A 19,503-nucleotide genomic window follows, 5' to 3' on the forward strand; every position below is an offset into this window, starting at 1 on the left:
GAAAAATTGCTGGTTTTTTTGCTCGTCCTTGATAAATCGTGTAAACTACATATAGAATCTTCATCCTTAGGAGGCTTCCTAAGGTTTTTTTATCTTTTAAAGGATGTTACTTAGATAAGTGTCTAGCCCCAACGCTAGTAGAGGCTGAACAAGGCGCTTGCGCTTTTTATAATAAAATTGACTGTTAGTTAGGTGATATATATGGCGACTTATCAATACATTTCAAAGCAGCCGGAAGACACAAAGGATTTTGCCAAGAGGCTGGCTGGTATTCTTCAAGCAGGAGATGTCATTGCCCTTGAAGGTGATTTAGGTGCAGGAAAGACGACTTTTACAAAAGGTCTTGCCGAAGGATTGGGAATCACCAGGAATGTGAACAGCCCGACGTTCACGATCATCAAGGAGTACCAGGGAAGGCTGCCGTTGTACCATATGGATGTCTACCGTGTTGAAGATGCGTTTGAAGATCTAGGTTTTGAAGAATACTTTGAAGGTAATGGTGTAACGGTTGTGGAATGGGCTCATTTGATCGAAGCCCAGCTGCCTGAGGAGCTATTGCTTCTTCAATTATATCTTGATGAAAACGGGGCTAGAAGAATCGTTGCTGAGCCAAAGGGCAGTCGGTATGAAGAATTGTGTAAGGAGATATTTTAAATGAAGGTATTATCGATTGATACGTCCAATTATGTTTTGGGTATTGGTTTGCTTGATGGCGAAACTGTTTTGGGCGAGTATATTTCCAATATAAAAAAGAATCATTCAGTAAGGGTTATGCCGGCAATCCAGACATTGATGGAAGAATGCAACATAAAGCCAGCAGATCTATCAAAGATTGTAGTCGCTGAAGGACCTGGATCGTACACGGGTGTTCGTATCGGCGTGACAATCGCGAAGACCATGGCCTGGACATTAAAGATCCCGTTATCTGGGGTTTCAAGCCTTCAGGTTGCTGCAGCATCAGCTGGACGCTATTTTAACGGTTATGTTTCTCCTTTCTTTGATGCAAGGAGAGGACAGATTTATACAGGTTTATATAAGTTTGAAGATCAAAAGCTGCAGATTGTAAAAAAGGATCAGCTTGTCATGTCAGCTGATTGGGTAAAAACATTGAATGAGTTGGACAGCAGGGTTTTGTTCACGAGTAATGATTTGAATCTCCATGAAGAGGTCATTAAGGAAGGGCTTGGTGACAAAGCTGTCTTGGCAGAGATTACGGAGTTGAACCCTAGACCGGCAGAGCTTGCATTATTGGGACGGGATAAAGAGGCTGTTGACCTTCATACATTTGTCCCTAATTATATCCGCCTGGCAGAAGCAGAGGCTAATTGGCTGAAAGCACAAGAGACTAAGAAATAAGTGGGAAGAGAAAATGAATAATACGATAACGTTCCGTAATATGACGGTTGATGATCTGGATGAAGTGATGGAGGTAGAGCTCAAATCCTTTACTGTTCCATGGAGTAAAGAAGCTTTTTTCAATGAGTTGACGAAGAACCAGTTTGCGCATTATCTAATAGTGGAAGTGGATCAAAGGGTAGTTGGTTACTGTGGAGTATGGATCATCATAGATGAAGCACATATCACAAATATTGCCTTACTTCCGGAATACAGGGGCATGAAGCTTGGAGAAGCTCTTATGGCAAAGGTGATGGAGCTGGCTCGTGAATTGGGCGCAATGAGGATGACTCTGGAAGTCAGGGTCAGTAATGAAAGGGCCCAGAATCTTTATGGCAAGTTCGGTTTTGAAGAAGGGGCTATAAGAAAACAATATTATACTGACAATATGGAAGACGCTATAGTAATGTGGGTGAATTTATAATGACAAAAGACCAATTAATAATGGGAATAGAGACAAGCTGTGATGAGACAGCAGTCGCGATTGTAAAAAATGGACGAGAAATCCTGGCTAATGTCGTTGCGTCGCAGATTGAGAGCCATAAGCGCTTCGGCGGTGTTGTACCTGAAATCGCATCCAGGCATCATGTTGAACAGGTGACGCTTGTGCTGGAGGAAGCGTTAACTCAGGCTAATGTGGATATTAAGGATTTGGATGCCATTGCGGTGACGGAAGGTCCTGGCCTGGTTGGCGCACTATTGATCGGAGTGAATGCTGCAAAAGCTTTGGCATTTGCGAATGGCATTCCTCTTGTTGGAGTCCATCATATCGCCGGCCATATCTATGCGAACCGGCTTGTGGCGGAGATGAACTTCCCGCTGCTTTCACTTGTCGTGTCGGGCGGACATACTGAGCTCATTTATATGAAGGAACACGGCCATTTCGAAGTGATTGGCGAGACTCGAGATGACGCAGCAGGCGAAGCCTATGACAAGGTTGCAAGGACATTGCACCTTCCATATCCGGGAGGCCCGCATATCGATCGGCTGGCTCATGAAGGAAAGGCAACAATCGATCTGCCTCGAGCATGGCTGGAGGAAGGTTCCTATGATTTCAGCTTCAGTGGATTGAAGTCAGCTGTGATCAACGTTGTGCATAATGCTCAGCAGCGTGGAGAGGAAATCGCACCCCAAGACCTTGCAGCCAGCTTCCAGGAGAGTGTGATTGATGTACTTGTTACAAAAACTCAAAAGGCTGTTAAGGAATACGGAGTAAAACAAGTACTGCTTGCTGGAGGAGTTGCAGCGAATAAAGGATTAAGAGAAAAACTATCCACAGAATTTACAGGTTCGGATGTGGAAATAGTCATTCCTCCATTGTCTTTATGCACAGACAATGCCGCAATGATTGCCGCTGCAGGAAGCGTTTTGTATGAAAAGGGACAGCGAGCCGATTTAACGTTGAATGGAAATCCAGGACTGGAGATAACTATCCACAACTAAAGTCTCAAGCGAAAAAATGTTGTCAGACTCTTCTGTGGATATGTTGATGTTTCTTAGGTGAAATTGTGTGCAATGTGGATAAAAACGGCTGTTTTTGTGGATAATGTGGAAAACTCTCTGGATAAGCTATAAATCAGTCTTTACTGTGTGAATAACTATGTGAACAAAAAGTCCCGGTTTTTAAATCGGGGCTTTTTTTCTGTGGAAAAGGTTAAAATCTGAAATTATACACTGGAAATTATATGTTTTTTTCCAGTTTGCGAATAAATAGAATGAATTTGCGAATAAATGCTCAGTTTTTGCTAATAAATATAGTTTTTTGCGAGCAATCAATAAATTTTTGCGAATAAAATGGACTTTGCACAACAGGAGAACAAAAAAACGGGCACAATTCATGCCCGTTTAGTCCATTCCTAAGCCAGCTCTGTCCACTCTTCCATCAGTTCATCGAGTTTCTCTTTTGCGGCTTCGATTTTGCTATTGATCTCTCCTGCTTTTTCGTGATCCTGGAAGACCTCGGGATCACAGAGCAACTCTTCGTATTCAGCTACTTCTAACTCCAGTTGTTCAATCTTCGCTTCTACTTCTTCCATGCGGCGTTTGCGCTGGCGTTCGAGTTTTTTCGCTTCTTTGTCTTGTTGATAGGAGGTTTTGTCTTGCTTAGAGTTATCCACAGCGTTTCCTGATGCTTTGGCGGCCTGTTCTGCCAATGCCTTCAATTCTTCCTGCTCAAGCTTTTTCTCGACGTAATAATCGTAATCGCCAAGGTATTCAGTTGAACCGGCACGGTCGAGCTCAAGCACCTTTGTCGCGATCCTGTTGATAAAATAGCGGTCATGTGAGACGAACAGGATGGTGCCTGGATAATCGATCAGGGCATTTTCGAGCACTTCCTTGCTGTCCAGGTCGAGGTGGTTTGTTGGCTCGTCCAGAATTAAGAAATTTGAATTCTGCAGCATCAGCTTGGCCAGTGCCAGACGGGCCTTTTCGCCACCGCTCAGGGTAGAGACGATTTTTAAGACATCGTCACCTGAGAAAAGAAAGTTCCCTAGTACCGTGCGGATTTCTTTTTCGGACTTCAGGGGGTATTCATCCCAAAGTTCGTTCAAGACCTTTTTATTCGAACTGAGTTCTGCCTGTTCCTGATCATAATAGCCAATCGAAACATTGGAACCGTATTGAATATTGCCAGTAATCGAAGGCAGTTTTTCAACGATTGTTTTTAATAAGGTTGATTTTCCGACACCATTTGGTCCAACCAGAGCAGTGCTGTCGCCGCGCGAAAGATTGAAGGAGATATTTTTAGATACGACTTCATTTTGATAGCCGACAGATAGTGTATTCACCTTCAGGACATCATTGCCGCTCTGCCGTTCGATTTGGAAGCTGAACGATGCCGACTTTTCATCACCCTTTGGCCTGTCCATCCGATCGATTTTTTCAAGCTGCTTCCTGCGGCTCTGGGCACGCTTAGTCGTTGATGCCCTGGCCAGGTTTCGCTGGATAAAGTCCTGCAGCTTGGAGATCTCATCCTGCTGCTTCTCATACAGCTTCAGGTCGCGTTCGTAATTCGCGGCTTTCTGCTCTAAATATGAACTGTAATTGCCAGGAAACTTCGACAGCTGATGGCGGGAGATTTCATATACTTGGTTCACGACCTTATCAAGGAAGTAACGGTCGTGGGAGACAATCAGGATGGCTCCGTTATAGCCCTGCAAATACTGCTCAAGCCAGGAAAGCGTATCAATATCCAGGTGGTTCGTCGGTTCATCCAGTATCAAAATATCCGGGCGGGTCAATAATAGCTTCGCCAATGCGAGTCTAGTTTTCTGTCCGCCGCTTAAAGTGGATATTTTTGTGGAATAATCAAAAGAATGGAAGTTCAGCCCGTGGAGGACGGAACGGATATCGGCTTCATATTGGTAGCCGCCTTTTTCCTTGAACTGGACCTGCAGCAAGTCATACTCTTTTAGGACTCTTTCATATTCTGTCTCGTTTGACAGGATGTCTGGATCCGACATTTTTTCCTCAAGTCTGCGCAAGTCTTTTTCCATGTTGTGCAGATGGTCAAAAACAGCCAGCATTTCATCCCAGATGCTTTTCTCGGACTCCAGACCGGTATTTTGGGCCAGATAGCCAATTGTTGTACCTTTTGGGCGGATGATTTCGCCGCCGTCATGTGATTCGTACCCGGCGATGATTTTTAGCAGGGTTGATTTTCCTGCCCCGTTCCGGCCGACAAGCGCTACTCGGTCATTGGTCTGTATTTCAAACTTTATATTCGATAAAATAAGATCAGCAGCAAAATATTTTGATAGCTGATTAACCTGTAATAAAATCATTATTTTTCACCTCTATTGCCTTAGAGATAGTGTAACCCATTAATATAGGCACGGCAATATGTGCGAACTGCGGTAGGTGGGACGGTATAAAAAAATTCCCTTTGTATTGTGAACATTGAAACAAAGTTCACACACAAGTTTGACAAAATAGTGTATCATTTGGTAGAAAGGAGCTTTTACATGGCAGAATTTACGCATTTTAACGAAGAGGGCAGAGCAAAGATGGTCGATGTGAGTGAAAAAGCGGAGACGGTTCGTACTGCAGTCGCCCATTCAAGCATAACCGTGAATGAAGATATATATGTGAGAATCACTGAAAATAAAATGAAAAAAGGGGATGTCCTTGCAGTGGCACAGGTAGCAGGCATCATGGCGGCGAAAAAAACGTCAGAAATCATCCCGATGTGCCACCCGATTCCATTAACAGGCATTGACCTTTCATTCGAATGGGAGCAAAATGGAAATGACTATATTTTAAATATCGCTGCATCTGTTAAAACAAAAGGGAATACGGGTGTAGAAATGGAAGCGTTAACAGCAGCTTCAGCTTGTGCGCTGACTGTTTATGATATGTGCAAGGCCGTTGATAAAGGCATGGTGATCGGCAAGACGTATCTTGTTGAAAAAACCGGCGGTAAAAACGGTGATTTCAAGAGAGAAGAAAAGTTGAGATAGAAATACGGACAGGGTGGAGGATGGAGAATGACGAATGATGCTATGAAGATTCCGCAGGCAACCGCAAAACGTTTGCCACTGTATTACCGGTTCTTATTGAACTTGCATTCTTCAGGTAAGCAAAGGGTGTCATCCGCGGAATTAAGTGAAGCGGTAAAAGTGGATTCAGCGACAATCCGGAGGGACTTTTCCTACTTTGGAGCTCTGGGTAAAAAGGGGTACGGCTACAATGTCAATTACCTGCTGACTTTTTTCCGAAAGACGCTTGACCAGGATGAACTGACGAAGGTAGCCTTGATTGGTGTCGGAAATCTGGGAACAGCATTTTTGAATTATAATTTTTCCAAGAACAATAATACGAAAATTGAGATCGCCTTTGATGTGGATCCAGGCAAGGTTGGCACGAAAATTGGTGACGTTGCAGTGTATCACATGGATGACCTTGACAAGGTTGTCGTCGAGGAAGGTATCCAGGTCGCAATCCTGACTGTTCCTTCAGCAGTAGCACAGTCGATAACAGACCGATTGGTGCAGGCGAATATCAAGGGAATCCTGAACTTTACACCAGCGAGACTGAATGTGCCGGCGTCCATCAGGATTCATCACATTGATTTGGCGGTTGAATTGCAGTCATTGATTTATTTCTTAAAGCATTATCCAACAGATACTGAAACAACAGAATCGGTAGAATAAAAAATAGCTCCTTCATGATGAAGGAGCTATTTTTTCTGTATATTCTTAAGTTTAAAATGGAACATGATCATCCTGATGCCGGACCCGAAGTCGAACGTGGCAAGGGCTACAAGCAGATAGCTAAAGAATCCCCAGCCTGTCTCATTTACATTCTGGATGGCGAAATAGGTGAATAAGCTGCCTAACAAGATGTAGACAACGCCTGAAAATAAAGGCGATTGCTTCATAACTTAAAATCCCCCAATAAAGCTTTGAATTTTCTCTGCTTCTTTTATCATTCTCTCAATGTCTTCCCTAAATACGGATTGAATCAGTACAACCATTGTATTCATTGTAACATGGGCAATGATTGGCACGATAATCCGCTTTGTTTTTACATAAAGGAAAGCAAAGGTGAATCCCATTGCTGAGTACAGGATCACATGCTCCGGCTCCATATGCGCAAGCGCGAATATGACAGAGCTTATGAGCGCTGAGAAAAAGAAATTCATTTTCTTATGCAGGCTGCCGAATATGATTTTTCGGAAGACGATTTCCTCTAATATAGGGCCAATAATCGAACTGACTAAAATGACAATCGGGAACATTTCGATCAGCTTGATGATTTCCTGTGTATTCTCCGAGCCCATTTCGATTCCAATCATATTCTCGATGCTTGCCGCAATCGATTGGGCGAACAGAGCAAGGAAGACACCAGCGAAAGCCCAGGCTGCTGAGCTTACCGGTGATGAAGCATCACGCAGGTCAGCACCTGTCCTGCGTTCCTTCCTTAGCAGCAGGAGCACAATCACAAGTGTCAGCGAAAAGCTGATCACGAGCCAGTAGGGAATCGAGAGTGTCTCCATTTCTTCCAGGCTTTTTCCCATTGCAGCTCCAATAAAGGCAACAATCGGGATGCCGATGAGGCTTGAAAGCTGCATGGCGATATAGGCGATAATGACGTACCAGTATTCCTTTTTCAATATGATAATCTCCTTCTATTCGGATCGGTCTATGTGTATGCCATAAAAGTTGTTATAAGAATGCTATCTATCCATTTTACTAGTAATCATCAGGAAAGTTCAAATATCAGGGTGTCTCGTGAACATTTTGGTTAAAATTCCGGTGAACTGGCATACTCTTTATGGTGGTCTTTTTTAGCCATGCTGCCGTGGAGTACGCGAAAAATAGTACTTGCTGTCGAAGGGCATGTAGGTAGATTTAGATGTTAATTTTTATAAAAAAAGTTAGGCTTCACGCTTGCAAAAAAAATAGAGATTCATTATTATATAAATTGTGTTAGCACTCTATTGAGGCGAGTGCTAATAAACAATAATCTACATATAATTTGAGGAGGTTGTTTCACTTGATCAAGCCACTAGGAGATCGCATTATTATCGAGCTTGTTGAGTCTGAAGAAAAAACTGCAAGCGGTATCGTTTTACCCGACACAGCGAAAGAAAAACCTCAAGAAGGTAAAGTCGTAGCTGTTGGAACTGGCCGAGTTCTTGAAAGCGGCGAGCGCGTTGCTCTTGAAGTTGCAGTCGGAGACCGCATTATCTTCTCAAAATACGCAGGCACAGAAGTAAAGTACCAGGGCAATGAGTACCTGATCCTACGTGAAAACGACATTCTAGCAGTTGTAGAATAATCACTGCGATTATAGACAGAACGTTAAAACATTAATAATCTGAGGAGGTTTTTTACAATGGCAAAAGAAATTAAGTTCAGTGAAGAAGCACGCCGCGCGATGCTTCGCGGGGTAGATTCTCTTGCAAATGCAGTAAAAGTAACTCTTGGACCAAAGGGACGCAACGTGGTTCTTGAGAAGAAATTCGGCTCACCTCTAATCACTAACGATGGTGTAACAATCGCAAAAGAAATCGAACTTGAAGATGCATTCGAAAACATGGGTGCTAAGCTTGTTGCTGAAGTAGCTAGCAAGACGAATGACGTTGCTGGTGACGGTACGACAACTGCAACAGTTCTTGCTCAAGCGATGATTCGCGAGGGTCTTAAGAACGTAACTGCCGGCGCTAACCCAATGGGAATCCGCAAAGGTATTGAAAAGGCTGTTATTACTGCTGTTGAAGAGTTAAAAGCTATTTCTAAACCAATCGAAAGCAAAGCTTCTATCGCACAGGTTGCGGCTATCTCTGCTGCTGACGAAGAAGTTGGCCAATTGATTGCAGAAGCGATGGAGCGCGTTGGCAACGACGGCGTTATCACAATCGAAGAATCGAAAGGCTTCACTACAGAATTGGACGTTGTTGAAGGTATGCAGTTCGACCGCGGATATGCATCTCCTTACATGGTAACTGATTCTGACAAAATGGAAGCTGTTCTTGAAAACCCATATATCCTGATCACTGACAAGAAGATCGGCAATATCCAAGAAATCCTTCCTGTCCTTGAGCAAGTTGTCCAACAAGGCAAGCCATTATTGATCGTTGCTGAAGATGTTGAAGGTGAAGCACTTGCTACATTAGTAGTCAACAAGCTTCGCGGAACATTCAATGCAGTAGCAGTTAAGGCTCCTGGCTTCGGTGACCGCCGTAAGGCTATGCTTGAAGACATCGCTGCATTGACTGGCGGTGAAGTGATCACTGAAGAGCTTGGCCGTGACCTTAAGTCTGCTACAATCACATCTCTTGGACGCGCTTCTAAAGTTGTTGTTACAAAAGAAAATACAACAGTCGTTGAAGGTGCTGGAGACAGTGCTCAAATCGAGAGCCGCGTAAACCAAATCCGTGTTCAAATGGAAGAAACAACTTCTGAATTTGACCGTGAAAAATTACAAGAGCGCCTTGCTAAGCTTGCTGGCGGCGTTGCAGTCATCAAGGTTGGTGCTGCTACTGAAACTGAATTGAAAGAACGTAAGCTTCGCATTGAAGATGCTCTTAACTCAACTCGCGCAGCAGTTGAAGAAGGTATCGTATCAGGCGGTGGCGTAGCGCTTCTTAACGTATACAACAAAGTGGCTGGAATCCAGGCTGAAGGCGACGAAGCAACTGGCATTAACATCGTCCTTCGCGCTATGGAAGAACCAGTTCGCCAGATCGCTCACAACGCAGGCCTTGAAGGTTCTGTTATCGTTGAGCGCTTGAAGCGCGAAGAAGTCGGAACAGGCTTCAACGCTGCAACTGGCGAGTGGGTAAACATGATCGAAGCTGGAATCGTTGACCCAACTAAAGTTACACGTTATGCACTTCAAAACGCAGCATCCGTTTCTGCAATGTTCTTGACTACTGAAGCTGTAGTTGCTGACATTCCAGAAGAAGGCGGAGGCGGCATGCCTGACATGAGCGGCATGGGCGGCATGGGCGGAATGATGTAATCTGCTATAAAGAAACTTTTAAAAGGATCTGTCCCTATGGGGGATGGATCCTTTTCTTTGTTCTTTTGCATTTTTAAGTATGAAACGTAATTTTAAATAACAGTCCTTCTTTTTCAGTGAGGTGAACAAGTCTCTCTTAAACAATAGTAGTATAATAACATCGAGGTGAGAAAAGGATGGAGGACATAACTTTAAGCTCGTTGCTGGATGTCATTGGGGAGTTGTTTTCTGATGAAATCTCAATTGCAGTTTCGAATACGAAGGAATACATTTATTAACGTCCCAGCAAGAGGGTCGATTTGAAGATTGCTGTTGGTGACCCTGTTAAGGAAGGGACGATTGCCTATAAAGCGCTGAATTCGAAGCAGAAGGTTTCCGAGTTTATCAACCGGGATGTTTTTGGCATTCCTTATCATGGGATGGCGGTTCCGTTTTTACATAATGGCGAGCTTGAGGGTTGTGTGACGGCGATCTATCCGGCGCTGACGGATGGGAAGTCGGTTGTGACTCTGAAAACACAGGATGGCTGGATTCCGATTCCTTTTTCAAAGGTGGTTTATATTGAAGCGAAGGATAAGAAGACGCATGTCTACACTGATGAGATATCGGGTACACATAAATACTCTCTGCAGGAGTTTGAATATTTGCTGCCGAAGGATTCCTTTATACGTTGTCATCGCTCGTTTATTGTGAATGTGAACCATATTAAGACGATTTATCCGGATACTCATTCTACCTTTCTGCTTTCGATGGATAATGGTGAACGGGTGCCGGTCAGCCAATCTTACTCCAGCTATTTTAGAAAGCTGCTGGGATTCTGATTTTTTCTGCTTTGGTGTTTAAATTCGCTGTTTTGTCGGAATCTTTTGTCTAGTATTCCAAAAACCATATCTTGATGGTGCTAATGGGTAAAATGATTGTAACTATTCATTAAGCGAGGGGATTCAGATATGGAACATCAATTAGAGCGAATTAGAGATCAGCGTCTGAAGGACAAAGTTGTGTCTCCTGAACAGGCAGCTTCTTTCATTGAAAACGGAATGACTTTGGGACTAAGTGGATTCACACGTGCCGGTGACGTGAAAGCGGTACCATTTGCCCTTGTTAATAGAGTTAAAGACGAGGAAAATTTTAAGGTGAATGTCTATACTGGTGCTTCACTGGGTTCAGATGTAGATAAGCTTTTCGCTGAAGCAGGCATCCTTGGCAAAAGATTGCCATTCCAGGCAGATGCAACAATGCGGCGCGGGATTAATCAGGGTGATTTTCTATTTGTAGACCAGCATTTATCGCACACGGCTGAACTAATCCGCGCTGATGTCATGGAAGTTGATGTCGCTATTTTGGAAGCGGTTGCAATTAGTGAAGACGGAATGGTCATCCCAACTACATCAGTTGGCAATTCGATGGCATTCGCCCGGAATGCGAAGTCGATTATTATTGAAATTAACACAGCCCAGTCAACAGAACTCGAAGGATTGCATGATTTATACGAACCTAGAAAACAGGGAGAAAGGCAGCCAATTCCACTCGTAAAACCAGATGACCGGATTGGAACAATCGGGATCCCGATCGATGTAGATAAGGTCAAAGGAATTGTTTTTACGAATCAGCTTGATTCACCATCGACGATTGTCCCTCCGGATGAAGAAACGGTGGTGATGGCTCAGCATTTAATTAATTTCCTGCGAAAAGAAGTGGAAACGGAAAGGCTAACTGAAAGCCTGGCTCCGTTACAATCAGGAATCGGTTCGGTTGCCAATGCTGTTCTCCATGGAATGCTGGATTCAGAGTTTGAGAATTTAGAAGTCTATTCCGAAGTTCTGCAGGATGCAGTGTTTGACCTGATCGACGCCGGAAAGGTCCAATTTGCTTCCTGCTGTTCCATCACACTTTCCGAAGAAAAAATGGAGCAGGTATTCTCCAGCTTTGAAAAATACCGCGACAAATTAATGATGCGCCCACAGGAGATCTCCAACCATCCTGAAATCATTCGCCGTCTCGGTTTGATCTCCATCAATACAGCTTTGGAATTGGACATCTACGGAAATGTGAATTCAACTCATGTCCTCGGCACTAAAATGATGAACGGCATCGGTGGATCGGGTGATTTTGCCAGAAATGCACGCCTGGCCATCTTTGTCACAAAGTCGATTGCCAAAGGCGGAAATATCTCGAGCATCGTACCTTTCGTCTCTCATGTAGACCACACTGAGCATGATGTAGATGTGATTGTCACTGAACAGGGATATGCCGACTTGAGGGGCCTTGCTCCAAGGGAAAGAGTTGAACTGATTATTGATAACTGCGCACATCCAATGTACCGCCGCCAGCTGCGTGCCTATTATCAAGAAGCGCTGGAAAGAGGCGGTCAGACGCCGCATGTTTTGGAAAAAGCCCTATCCTGGCATACCAATTTTGCCAGCAAGGGCACAATGCTTGAAGAGGCGCCAGAAACGATCACTCTATAACTCATTGTATTTCCAGTAGAGTTTAATCAAAAACAGGAAAATAATAAAGAAGATTATTTAAAGGCTTCCCTAGTCATAAGACTTGCGGGTAGCCTTTTTTCGTTGAGTTTTATAAGGTTTTCAGCAGCACAAAAACCTCTAAATACCCCATGGCTGGGACTAAGAGGGTCGAATTATCTTCTTAACGGTCTTTGTAAGGATTCTTTCTGCATGTCGGCTAGAAATTTATTACCCCATAATGTTTAAACGCATTAAGATTTTTTAAGGTGATAAAGAATATATGTTTTCTACTATCTCTAAATGAGTAAAAAGTCTGAAAACTTGATCGATGCTAAAACGTATAACTTATTAGAGGAAAGGAATGGAGGGAGCAGCAAGGTCTTCATGAAAATATTTCCTGATCACTGCTGAAAATAGATCTTTATACCTATAAAACTTAACATTTGAAATCAATCCGACAAAATGCAACAAAATTCAACAGCCGGAATATTCTTAATTAAAAATAAAAATATGAAAAAGTACCTATGAAATAATCTTAGGTTCAAGATGTTTCTGGGAATAAAATCACTGGAGATAGTGAGTTTGTCAAGGGTATTATTTGACGGTTTAGTGAACAAGTGATAGTAAATATATAGTGATAAAAATGAAAAGTTCCAAATAAATGGGTTTAATGAATCATAAAACTGGAAATAAAACAATAAATATTTCCATAATTTACATATTTAGAAAAGAGATAAAGTTTTAAGGTTGAGTAAAAGAAGGGGAGAAAGAGATGAAGAGGATTGCAGCACTAATTTTCGGCATTACTTTAGCGGCTCTATTTACTGGATGTTCAGATCAGGGTGCCGCAGAGAAAGAAAGCAGCGAGCCGGCAAAGCAGGAGGAAAAGAAAGAGAAAGAGGAAGCTGCAGAAAAGGTCAATTATCCTGAAGCGGCCATGACAGGTGAAGAAATCGTCAAACAGCCAGTTGGAGAAAAGATGGCAGAGGCAGTGGCCAAGGCTGGAAGTGCTGAAGAAGAATCTATAAGTGACATGGACAAATTGATGGAGGAGTTCCAAACGAAAGAGCAATCTAACCAGGAGATTTTCAATGGACTGGTTCACTGGTTTGGCATGGATTATACAGAAGTGTATCAAAACCTTGTAAACTATGAACCTGATTATGGTGAATATGACATCGCCGGCGAGAAACAAAAAACGAAGAATATAGCTATACATATCGATTCAAGCGGAAGTATGAACGGGCAGGTTTCAGGCGGAGTGAAAATGGATTTGGCCAAAAATGCCGTCAAAAAATTTGCTGCCGGTTTCCCGGATAATACGCCAATCACCTTGCGTACCTATGGGCATAAGGGCACAGGAAATGACAAAGACAAACAGCTGTCCTGTTCAAGTACGGAGGTCATGTATGAAACCAATACTTATAATGAACAAAACTTCAGCGCTGCTTTAAATAAGTTTAAGCCAAGCGGCTGGACGCCGATAGCAGCCTCCATAAAAGCCGGATATGACGACTTAAAAACAAAGGCAGCTGAAAATACAGAAAATATCCTCTATGTTGTGAGTGATGGAATTGAAACATGTGATGGAGACCCAGTTGAAGAAGCTAGGAAGCTCGCAAACTCTGATTTGAAGGTGAAGGTTAATATTATTGGATTCAACGTAGATGACGAAGGCCAGAGGCAGTTAAAGGCTGCTGCAGAAGCAGGGAATGGCCAATACTATACAGTCAACTCAAAGGTAGAGCTGGAAAACACACTAACCAAATTGATGGGTGAAGCAATGTCTTCCATTGAGAAGAATATTGCTAAGGCTACCAGCAAAACAGAGATCAACTTCCGGACTGCAGACTTAAAGCAGCAGGTCGGAGGAATCAGGAATGATTTCATGGATGTAGCGGATGCGGAAAGAATGCTGTTAGGAGATGCATTATCGGAACTGCAGAAGCAGGAAAAAATTAAACCCGAAGACAGAGACGCCATCTATGAATTGATTAAAACCCGATATGAGGAATTGAATAGCTTCAGTGAGTCCCTGATGGAACAAGCAAAAGAAAAAGTAGACAAAAGACGCCAGGAATTAATCGACCAGATTAATGCCAGCTGATGAGAGAAGAGAGGATTCAGAATGCATATTGTGGTGGATGAATCATTGGGTATCCCAAAGGATATTACGGGTTCTGCAACTATCCGGATTTCTAAATTGAAAAAAGCAGCTTCTTTACATGATTATATAACCTCAAAAAAGGGCGGCATCTTCCAAAGAAGCTTGCCGATCATCAAGCGCACACTTCAGGAGGAGCTTGAAGAAGTAGGGGCTTTACTGGAAACCCATCCCTCTGTTCTATATATCTATGATTCTTTTACAACTGATAGCGGAGTCATCAAACGGCTGAAAAACTGGTATTTTCCCAATGAAAAGCTTTATATTCTCGATGGTTCGGAAAATAAGGCACTAGCGGTATACCTCATTCTTGAGCAAGCCAATCTTGTTGATGCAGAGGATATCGTTCTTACAGGTAATTACAAGAGACTGACAATCACTAACAATCATAAATACCGCAAATCCTCAAACTATCTTGCATTGAAGGAAAGAAAATTCAAGCAGTACTTCTTATTCGAGCATAACGGCGAAAAGCCGATTGTTTCTGGATCAAAACAAGGGCTGTTGGATGAAATCGCCAAACATAATCCAGCCAATATGATGGTGATGGCATCCAGAACAAAGCTGGATGCCGATTATAAGGGATCAAGCTTTTACCAGCTTGAAGGCACAGGCTTGCCGATCCAATCAGATGTGGTGGATATCCTGATTGCTGATCAAAACGTACCGCTGTATGTGAAGAAAACTAATGGAGTGACAAGTGAATGATAGACTCTAAAAGAAAAGCGATCATATTCTTAACCATATCTTTTTTACTTGCTTTAGTGGCAGCGGGGGTCATCCTCGTCCAGGTCAATCAGGCACAGGAAAAACTCGGAAAGACGGTGGCTGTTGCGGCTGTGAAAAAAGATGTGAAATCATACTATGAGCTGGCTAAGAAAGATATTGAATGGATCCAGCTTCCAAGTGAAAGTGCCCAAAAAGGCTTTATTACGGATGAGAAGGATTTGGAGGATGTTATTACAGTAGTTGATTTAAAGAAGGGTGACCTATTAACAAGGAATCTTGTCAGAAAAAAGCTTGATATACCTGAAAACGAGCGTGTTGTATGGCTGAATGCAACTGAGATTGTTCTGGTCGACCAGAAGAACATTGCTCCAGGGGATCTAGTAGATATCATAGTTACAACTGGCAAGGAAGACAAAATGCAAACAAAACGCATCTTCCAAAATGTTTATGTTGTCGAGGTTGAAGAAGTGGATGAAGAACCTCCACGGGTGAGGATTTCCGTGCCGATTGAAGATGCGGAAAGCTTAATCCATTACCAGAACTCAGCTAAGCAAATCAGGGTGCTCAGGGTTAATCAGGCATCTTCAGGTAAGCAAGAGCTTAAGGAAGTGGAGGATTCACAACAAGGAGCAGACCAAAAGCAGCAGGAACAAAATAAAGCTGATGGGGAAGCTGGAGCAGCATCAAATTCAGACCAGCAGAAAACTCCAGCCGAGAAAACACCGGCTGCCAAGCCAGCTGATAAGCCTGAATCTAAGGAACAGTCTAAACCTTAGGATTTATAAAAATATAAATTTTGTTCACTGGGGGCATCACCCCGATAGGAACACCCTAATCATAAATATTTCATTGCTTTGGAAGGATGCGAAAGTGTGAGCATATATAAAGGTTTGCTGATTAGCAAGGATAGGAGCTGGAGTGAGGAACTGCTGCAGTTGGTCAGCGAGGAAAATATCGAAATATCCGTTGTGTCTGAATGGAAACGGACGTTTCGTGAGCAGCAGTCCTATCATTATATATTTGTTGATCTAGATACAATTGAGAACCCGCAACAAATTCCAATGTCTTCCTCGAGCATTGTCCTGGGTCTCACACGCAACTACGAATTTGAACAAGCGAGAACCTGGCTTGTAGCAGGAGCAAAGGATGTTATCGTCCTGCCTGATGAGAAAAACAGGCTTCAGGAAGCGTTGAAAGCTTCGAAAGAGCAATTTAAATTCCAGAAAGAAACAGAATCGGGTTATGGCAATGGGCTGGTTCATGCCTTTTATAGTGCGAAGGGCGGAAGCGGAAAGACATTGCTTGCCAGCTTGATGGCTCAATCTTTGAGTATTCATCATGGTTTTAAGGTTCTGCTTATTGATCTGAATGCTCAATTCGGGAATGCAGATGTTCTTTTTGGCATTCAGCCTGTCCGTTCTTATTTTGATTTGATTCCAGTTATGGATGAGATGGATATTCGTCATCTGCAAAACGTTTCAAACTATCATGAAGAAACAAAGGTAACGCTTTTGACTGGTCCAGCGAATCCGGCAAAGGCAGAATCCATTCCTGATGAATTAATCGGAAGGCTGATTCGTGTGGCGAAAAGCCATTATGACTACATCATTCTTGACTTGCCGCCTCACATCAACAATTCAACTTTTACAGGACTGAATGAATCCAATCACATTCATTACATTCTGACACCTGACAGCCTCGGGCTGAGAGCCTTTAAGTATTCTGAGGATTTGTTTGAGCGATTCCAGATTGGCAGAGGAGGAGAGGTATCAGTCCTGATTAATCGATACCATCCAAAGCTTGAATTAACCCTTAAGGATATGGAAAAAATCATTGGCCGTGAAGTGAATGGCAGCATTGAATCTGACTTTTTCTCAATCCAGCCATTCATTAATATGGGCGAAGGCTTTTATAAAAAGAAGAAGGATAAGGGCAGCAACAAAGTCTCGAAATCCATGAAAAAGTATGTGGATGAAATGCAAAATCGTACAAAGGGGTGATTTGAATGTCGTGGGTAGAGAAAGCATCCATTTTAAGTACACAAAAAATCACGCCGCAACGTGAATGGAATGTAGAACAATCCCAGGTCGACAGATGGGTGAGGCATTATAAATCCCGTCTGATAAAGGAAGCCAATCTTGAAAACATAACGACCTTATCACCTGTCGAACGAAAAAAGACGATCGAACGACTGATCATGCAAATGATCGATGAAGAAAAGGTCATTATTCCAAATGACCAGATTGAACAGATTATCCAGCAAATCATCAATGAGTCTGTGGGATATGGGCCATTGGAAGCTCTGTTAAGAGATGATTCGATTACAGAAATCATGGTGAATGGTGCTTACGAGGTGTTCATTGAGAAGCGGGGAAAGATAGAAAAAACGAATGTGCGGTTTAAGGACGATGAGCATGTCCGTCACATTATCGACCGGATCATAGCGCCGCTTGGCAGGAGAATCGACGAAAGTTCACCGATGGTAGATGCCCGTTTGCTCGATGGAAGCCGTGTAAATGCCGTCATCCCACCAATCAGTATCGATGGTCCATCGATTTCGATCAGGAAGTTCAAAAAGGACCCTTTTACGCTTGAAGATTTAATGGGCTTTGGCAGTTTTTCAAATGAAATGGCCATCTTTTTGCAAGCTGCAGTTGAAGCAAAAGCAAATATCCTGGTATCCGGAGGGACCGGTAGCGGTAAAACAACCCTTCTGAATGTCCTGTCAGCTTCGATTCCAAGAGGTGAAAGGATCGTCACAATTGAGGATATGGCAGAGCTTCGTTTCAATTATGACAACCTGGTCAGGCTTGAAGCAAGGCCGCCGAACATGGAAGGAAAAGGGGAAGTTACGATCAACCATCTGGTCAAGAACGCACTGAGGATGCGTCCCGACAGGATCATCGTCGGTGAGGTCCGTGGATCGGAAGCAATCGATATGCTTCAGGCAATGAATACAGGTCATGAGGGATCTTTGACGACTGTTCACGCCAACAGCCCGAAGGATGCCCTTGGCCGCTTGGAAGCAATGGTCATTATGTCAGGACTTCCGTTGACGGTTGAGGTAATCAGAGGATACTTCGTTGGAGCGCTGGATCTGATTGTCCAGACATCCCGTTTCTCTGATGGTAAAAGGAGAATCGTCAGCATCGCTGAACTGGTGGAGGAAGATGGGGAAATTATTGCGCGTGATATTTTCCGTTTCAACCGGGAAGCAACATTGGCTGATGGAACGATTGTCGGAAATTTCGCTGCGACAGGCTATGTGCCTAAGCTCTATCAGCGCTTTGTATCTTATGGAGTTGAATTTGCGAAAGATCATTTCCAGGCGGGTGCAGTGACATGACAACTGCCTTGCTGTTATTGACTGGCTGCATTTTCTTTTTCATCATTGGCATGTTTTATATTGTGCAGAGCCGTAATACAAGAGGGACGGTAAAAAGAGTTGATCAATGGTTCGATAAAAGCGATAGCCAGGAACGAAAAAGCTTCGTCTTGTTAATAGGTGACCGTTTTGACCGATCAGAACTCTCGGATGAATTGGAAAGGAAACTGTACCAGGGCAATATTCCGCTGAAACCCTCTGAATATATGGGAATCTATATTCTGCTGCTTGCGCTCTTGACCTTTATCAATCATTTTGTCCTAGGGCTTTATATCATCATGGCAATCATGTTTGCTTATTTAATCGTTTCATTGGGTTCTAAGTTTTATCTGAACTCTACTAAAAATAAACGGACAGAAATTTTCAACAAACAGCTTCCGGAAGTGTGCCGGATGATGTCCAACGGTATTAAGGCCGGGCAAACCATTCCGCAGGCAATCGAAATGGTTGGGCGAGATATGAAGGAGCCAAGCGGCCAGGAGTTTCAGAAGATGGATTACCAATTTAAACTCGGAGACAGCCTTGAGACGGTTATGAATGATTTCAGGGAGCGAGTACCGAGTAATGATATCAATATTTTTGTCAGTACAATCCTAATACAGCAGCGTGTAGGGGGAAACCTTGCTGAAGTTCTTTCTTCAATGGCTGAAACCCTGGAAGAACGCAGCCGTGTTCATAAGGAAATCCAGACCGTTACGGCAGAAAGCCGCTCGATCGCTTATATCCTGGTCGTGATGCCATTTCTGATGGCAATGATGATGAATCTTTTCATTAAAGGCTTTCTCAATGTTTTATTTACACCTTTTGGTTTGCTGTTATTTTTAGCTTTTTCGTCATTAGTCTTTTTTGCCTTCATTTTAATTAAGAGAATTACAAATATAAGGGTGTAG

Annotated in this window: 18 protein-coding genes and 1 pseudogene; 16 read left to right on the forward strand and 3 right to left on the reverse strand. The window is 43.1% G+C overall.

All coding sequences use genetic code 11. The features are described 5' to 3' along the window. Positions 1–201: 201 nt before the first annotated feature. From tsaE to tsaD, 4 genes are read left to right on the forward strand one after another with little or no spacing between them, the layout of a single operon-like run. The gene (tsaE, locus tag FOF60_RS01350) at positions 202–654 is read left to right on the forward strand and encodes a tRNA (adenosine(37)-N6)-threonylcarbamoyltransferase complex ATPase subunit type 1 TsaE (protein ID WP_192473103.1); all 453 of its coding nucleotides are present in this window, start codon (positions 202–204) and stop codon (positions 652–654) included. Beyond that, positions 655–1,356: a tRNA (adenosine(37)-N6)-threonylcarbamoyltransferase complex dimerization subunit type 1 TsaB gene (tsaB, locus tag FOF60_RS01355; RefSeq protein ID WP_192473104.1), complete on the forward strand. Its 702-nt coding sequence runs from the start codon at positions 655–657 to the stop codon at positions 1,354–1,356. Between the two features lie 13 nt (positions 1,357–1,369). Further along, positions 1,370–1,819 (forward strand): ribosomal protein S18-alanine N-acetyltransferase, encoded by a 450-nt coding sequence (rimI, locus tag FOF60_RS01360; protein ID WP_192473105.1) that lies wholly within the window; start codon positions 1,370–1,372, stop codon positions 1,817–1,819. Continuing rightward, the gene (tsaD, locus tag FOF60_RS01365; RefSeq protein ID WP_192473106.1) at positions 1,819–2,838 is read left to right on the forward strand and encodes a tRNA (adenosine(37)-N6)-threonylcarbamoyltransferase complex transferase subunit TsaD; all 1,020 of its coding nucleotides are present in this window, start codon (positions 1,819–1,821) and stop codon (positions 2,836–2,838) included. Before rimI ends, tsaD begins: the two co-directional genes overlap by 1 nt. Positions 2,839–3,251: 413 nt before the next feature. On the opposite strand, the gene abc-f is transcribed toward tsaD, so the two are convergent. Continuing rightward, complete coding sequence (abc-f, locus tag FOF60_RS01370; protein ID WP_192473107.1) at positions 3,252–5,180, reverse strand: ribosomal protection-like ABC-F family protein; 1,929 nt, start codon at positions 5,178–5,180, stop codon at positions 3,252–3,254. A gap of 180 nt (positions 5,181–5,360) precedes the next feature. Here abc-f and moaC point away from each other — a divergent pair, with 180 nt between their 5' ends. Continuing rightward, positions 5,361–5,855, forward strand: coding sequence for a cyclic pyranopterin monophosphate synthase MoaC (gene moaC, locus FOF60_RS01375; RefSeq protein ID WP_192473108.1), 495 nt, complete (start codon positions 5,361–5,363; stop codon positions 5,853–5,855). 27 nt (positions 5,856–5,882) lie between these two features. Continuing rightward, positions 5,883–6,548: a redox-sensing transcriptional repressor Rex gene (locus FOF60_RS01380; RefSeq protein ID WP_192473109.1), complete on the forward strand. Its 666-nt coding sequence runs from the start codon at positions 5,883–5,885 to the stop codon at positions 6,546–6,548. 26 nt (positions 6,549–6,574) lie between these two features. Here FOF60_RS01380 and FOF60_RS01385 read toward each other — a convergent pair whose 3' ends face one another. Both FOF60_RS01385 and FOF60_RS01390 read right to left on the reverse strand, forming a co-directional pair. Beyond that, complete coding sequence (locus tag FOF60_RS01385) at positions 6,575–6,775, reverse strand: YdiK family protein (protein WP_192473110.1); 201 nt, start codon at positions 6,773–6,775, stop codon at positions 6,575–6,577. Positions 6,776–6,778: 3 nt separating this feature from the next. Continuing rightward, complete coding sequence (locus FOF60_RS01390) at positions 6,779–7,510, reverse strand: CPBP family intramembrane glutamic endopeptidase (RefSeq protein ID WP_192473111.1); 732 nt, start codon at positions 7,508–7,510, stop codon at positions 6,779–6,781. A 383-nt stretch (positions 7,511–7,893) separates the two neighbouring features. Here FOF60_RS01390 and groES point away from each other — a divergent pair, with 383 nt between their 5' ends. The 10 genes and pseudogenes from groES (at position 7,894) to FOF60_RS01440 (ending at position 19,503) form a co-directional block, all read left to right on the forward strand. Next, positions 7,894–8,178 carry a co-chaperone GroES gene (groES, locus tag FOF60_RS01395; protein ID WP_192473112.1) on the forward strand — a complete coding sequence of 95 codons (285 nt, stop codon included), beginning with the start codon at positions 7,894–7,896 and terminating at the stop codon, positions 8,176–8,178. Positions 8,179–8,235: 57 nt separating this feature from the next. Further along, positions 8,236–9,864 (forward strand): chaperonin GroEL, encoded by a 1,629-nt coding sequence (groL, locus tag FOF60_RS01400; protein WP_192473113.1) that lies wholly within the window; start codon positions 8,236–8,238, stop codon positions 9,862–9,864. Between the two features lie 176 nt (positions 9,865–10,040). Continuing rightward, positions 10,041–10,685: pseudogene (locus FOF60_RS01405) on the forward strand (LytTR family DNA-binding domain-containing protein). A gap of 129 nt (positions 10,686–10,814) precedes the next feature. Next, complete coding sequence (locus tag FOF60_RS01410; protein ID WP_192473114.1) at positions 10,815–12,335, forward strand: succinyl-CoA:acetate CoA-transferase ScpC; 1,521 nt, start codon at positions 10,815–10,817, stop codon at positions 12,333–12,335. A 772-nt stretch (positions 12,336–13,107) separates the two neighbouring features. Further along, positions 13,108–14,442, forward strand: a complete 1,335-nt coding sequence (locus FOF60_RS01415; protein WP_192473115.1) for a VWA domain-containing protein — start codon at positions 13,108–13,110, stop codon at positions 14,440–14,442. A gap of 21 nt (positions 14,443–14,463) precedes the next feature. Further along, positions 14,464–15,207, forward strand: coding sequence for a hypothetical protein (locus FOF60_RS01420; protein ID WP_192473116.1), 744 nt, complete (start codon positions 14,464–14,466; stop codon positions 15,205–15,207). Beyond that, positions 15,204–16,004: a Flp pilus assembly protein CpaB gene (locus tag FOF60_RS01425; protein ID WP_192473117.1), complete on the forward strand. Its 801-nt coding sequence runs from the start codon at positions 15,204–15,206 to the stop codon at positions 16,002–16,004. Before FOF60_RS01420 ends, FOF60_RS01425 begins: the two co-directional genes overlap by 4 nt. A 96-nt stretch (positions 16,005–16,100) precedes the next feature. Next, positions 16,101–17,228 carry a CpaE/TadZ family protein gene (locus FOF60_RS01430; protein ID WP_192473118.1) on the forward strand — a complete coding sequence of 376 codons (1,128 nt, stop codon included), beginning with the start codon at positions 16,101–16,103 and terminating at the stop codon, positions 17,226–17,228. A 5-nt stretch (positions 17,229–17,233) separates the two neighbouring features. Then, positions 17,234–18,574, forward strand: coding sequence for a TadA family conjugal transfer-associated ATPase (locus FOF60_RS01435; protein WP_192473119.1), 1,341 nt, complete (start codon positions 17,234–17,236; stop codon positions 18,572–18,574). Further along, positions 18,571–19,503, forward strand: a complete 933-nt coding sequence (locus FOF60_RS01440; RefSeq protein ID WP_192473120.1) for a type II secretion system F family protein — start codon at positions 18,571–18,573, stop codon at positions 19,501–19,503. Before FOF60_RS01435 ends, FOF60_RS01440 begins: the two co-directional genes overlap by 4 nt.

It is taken from the genome of Mesobacillus jeotgali (assembly GCF_014856545.2).
Classification (GTDB): Bacteria; Bacillota; Bacilli; order Bacillales; family Cytobacillaceae; genus Mesobacillus.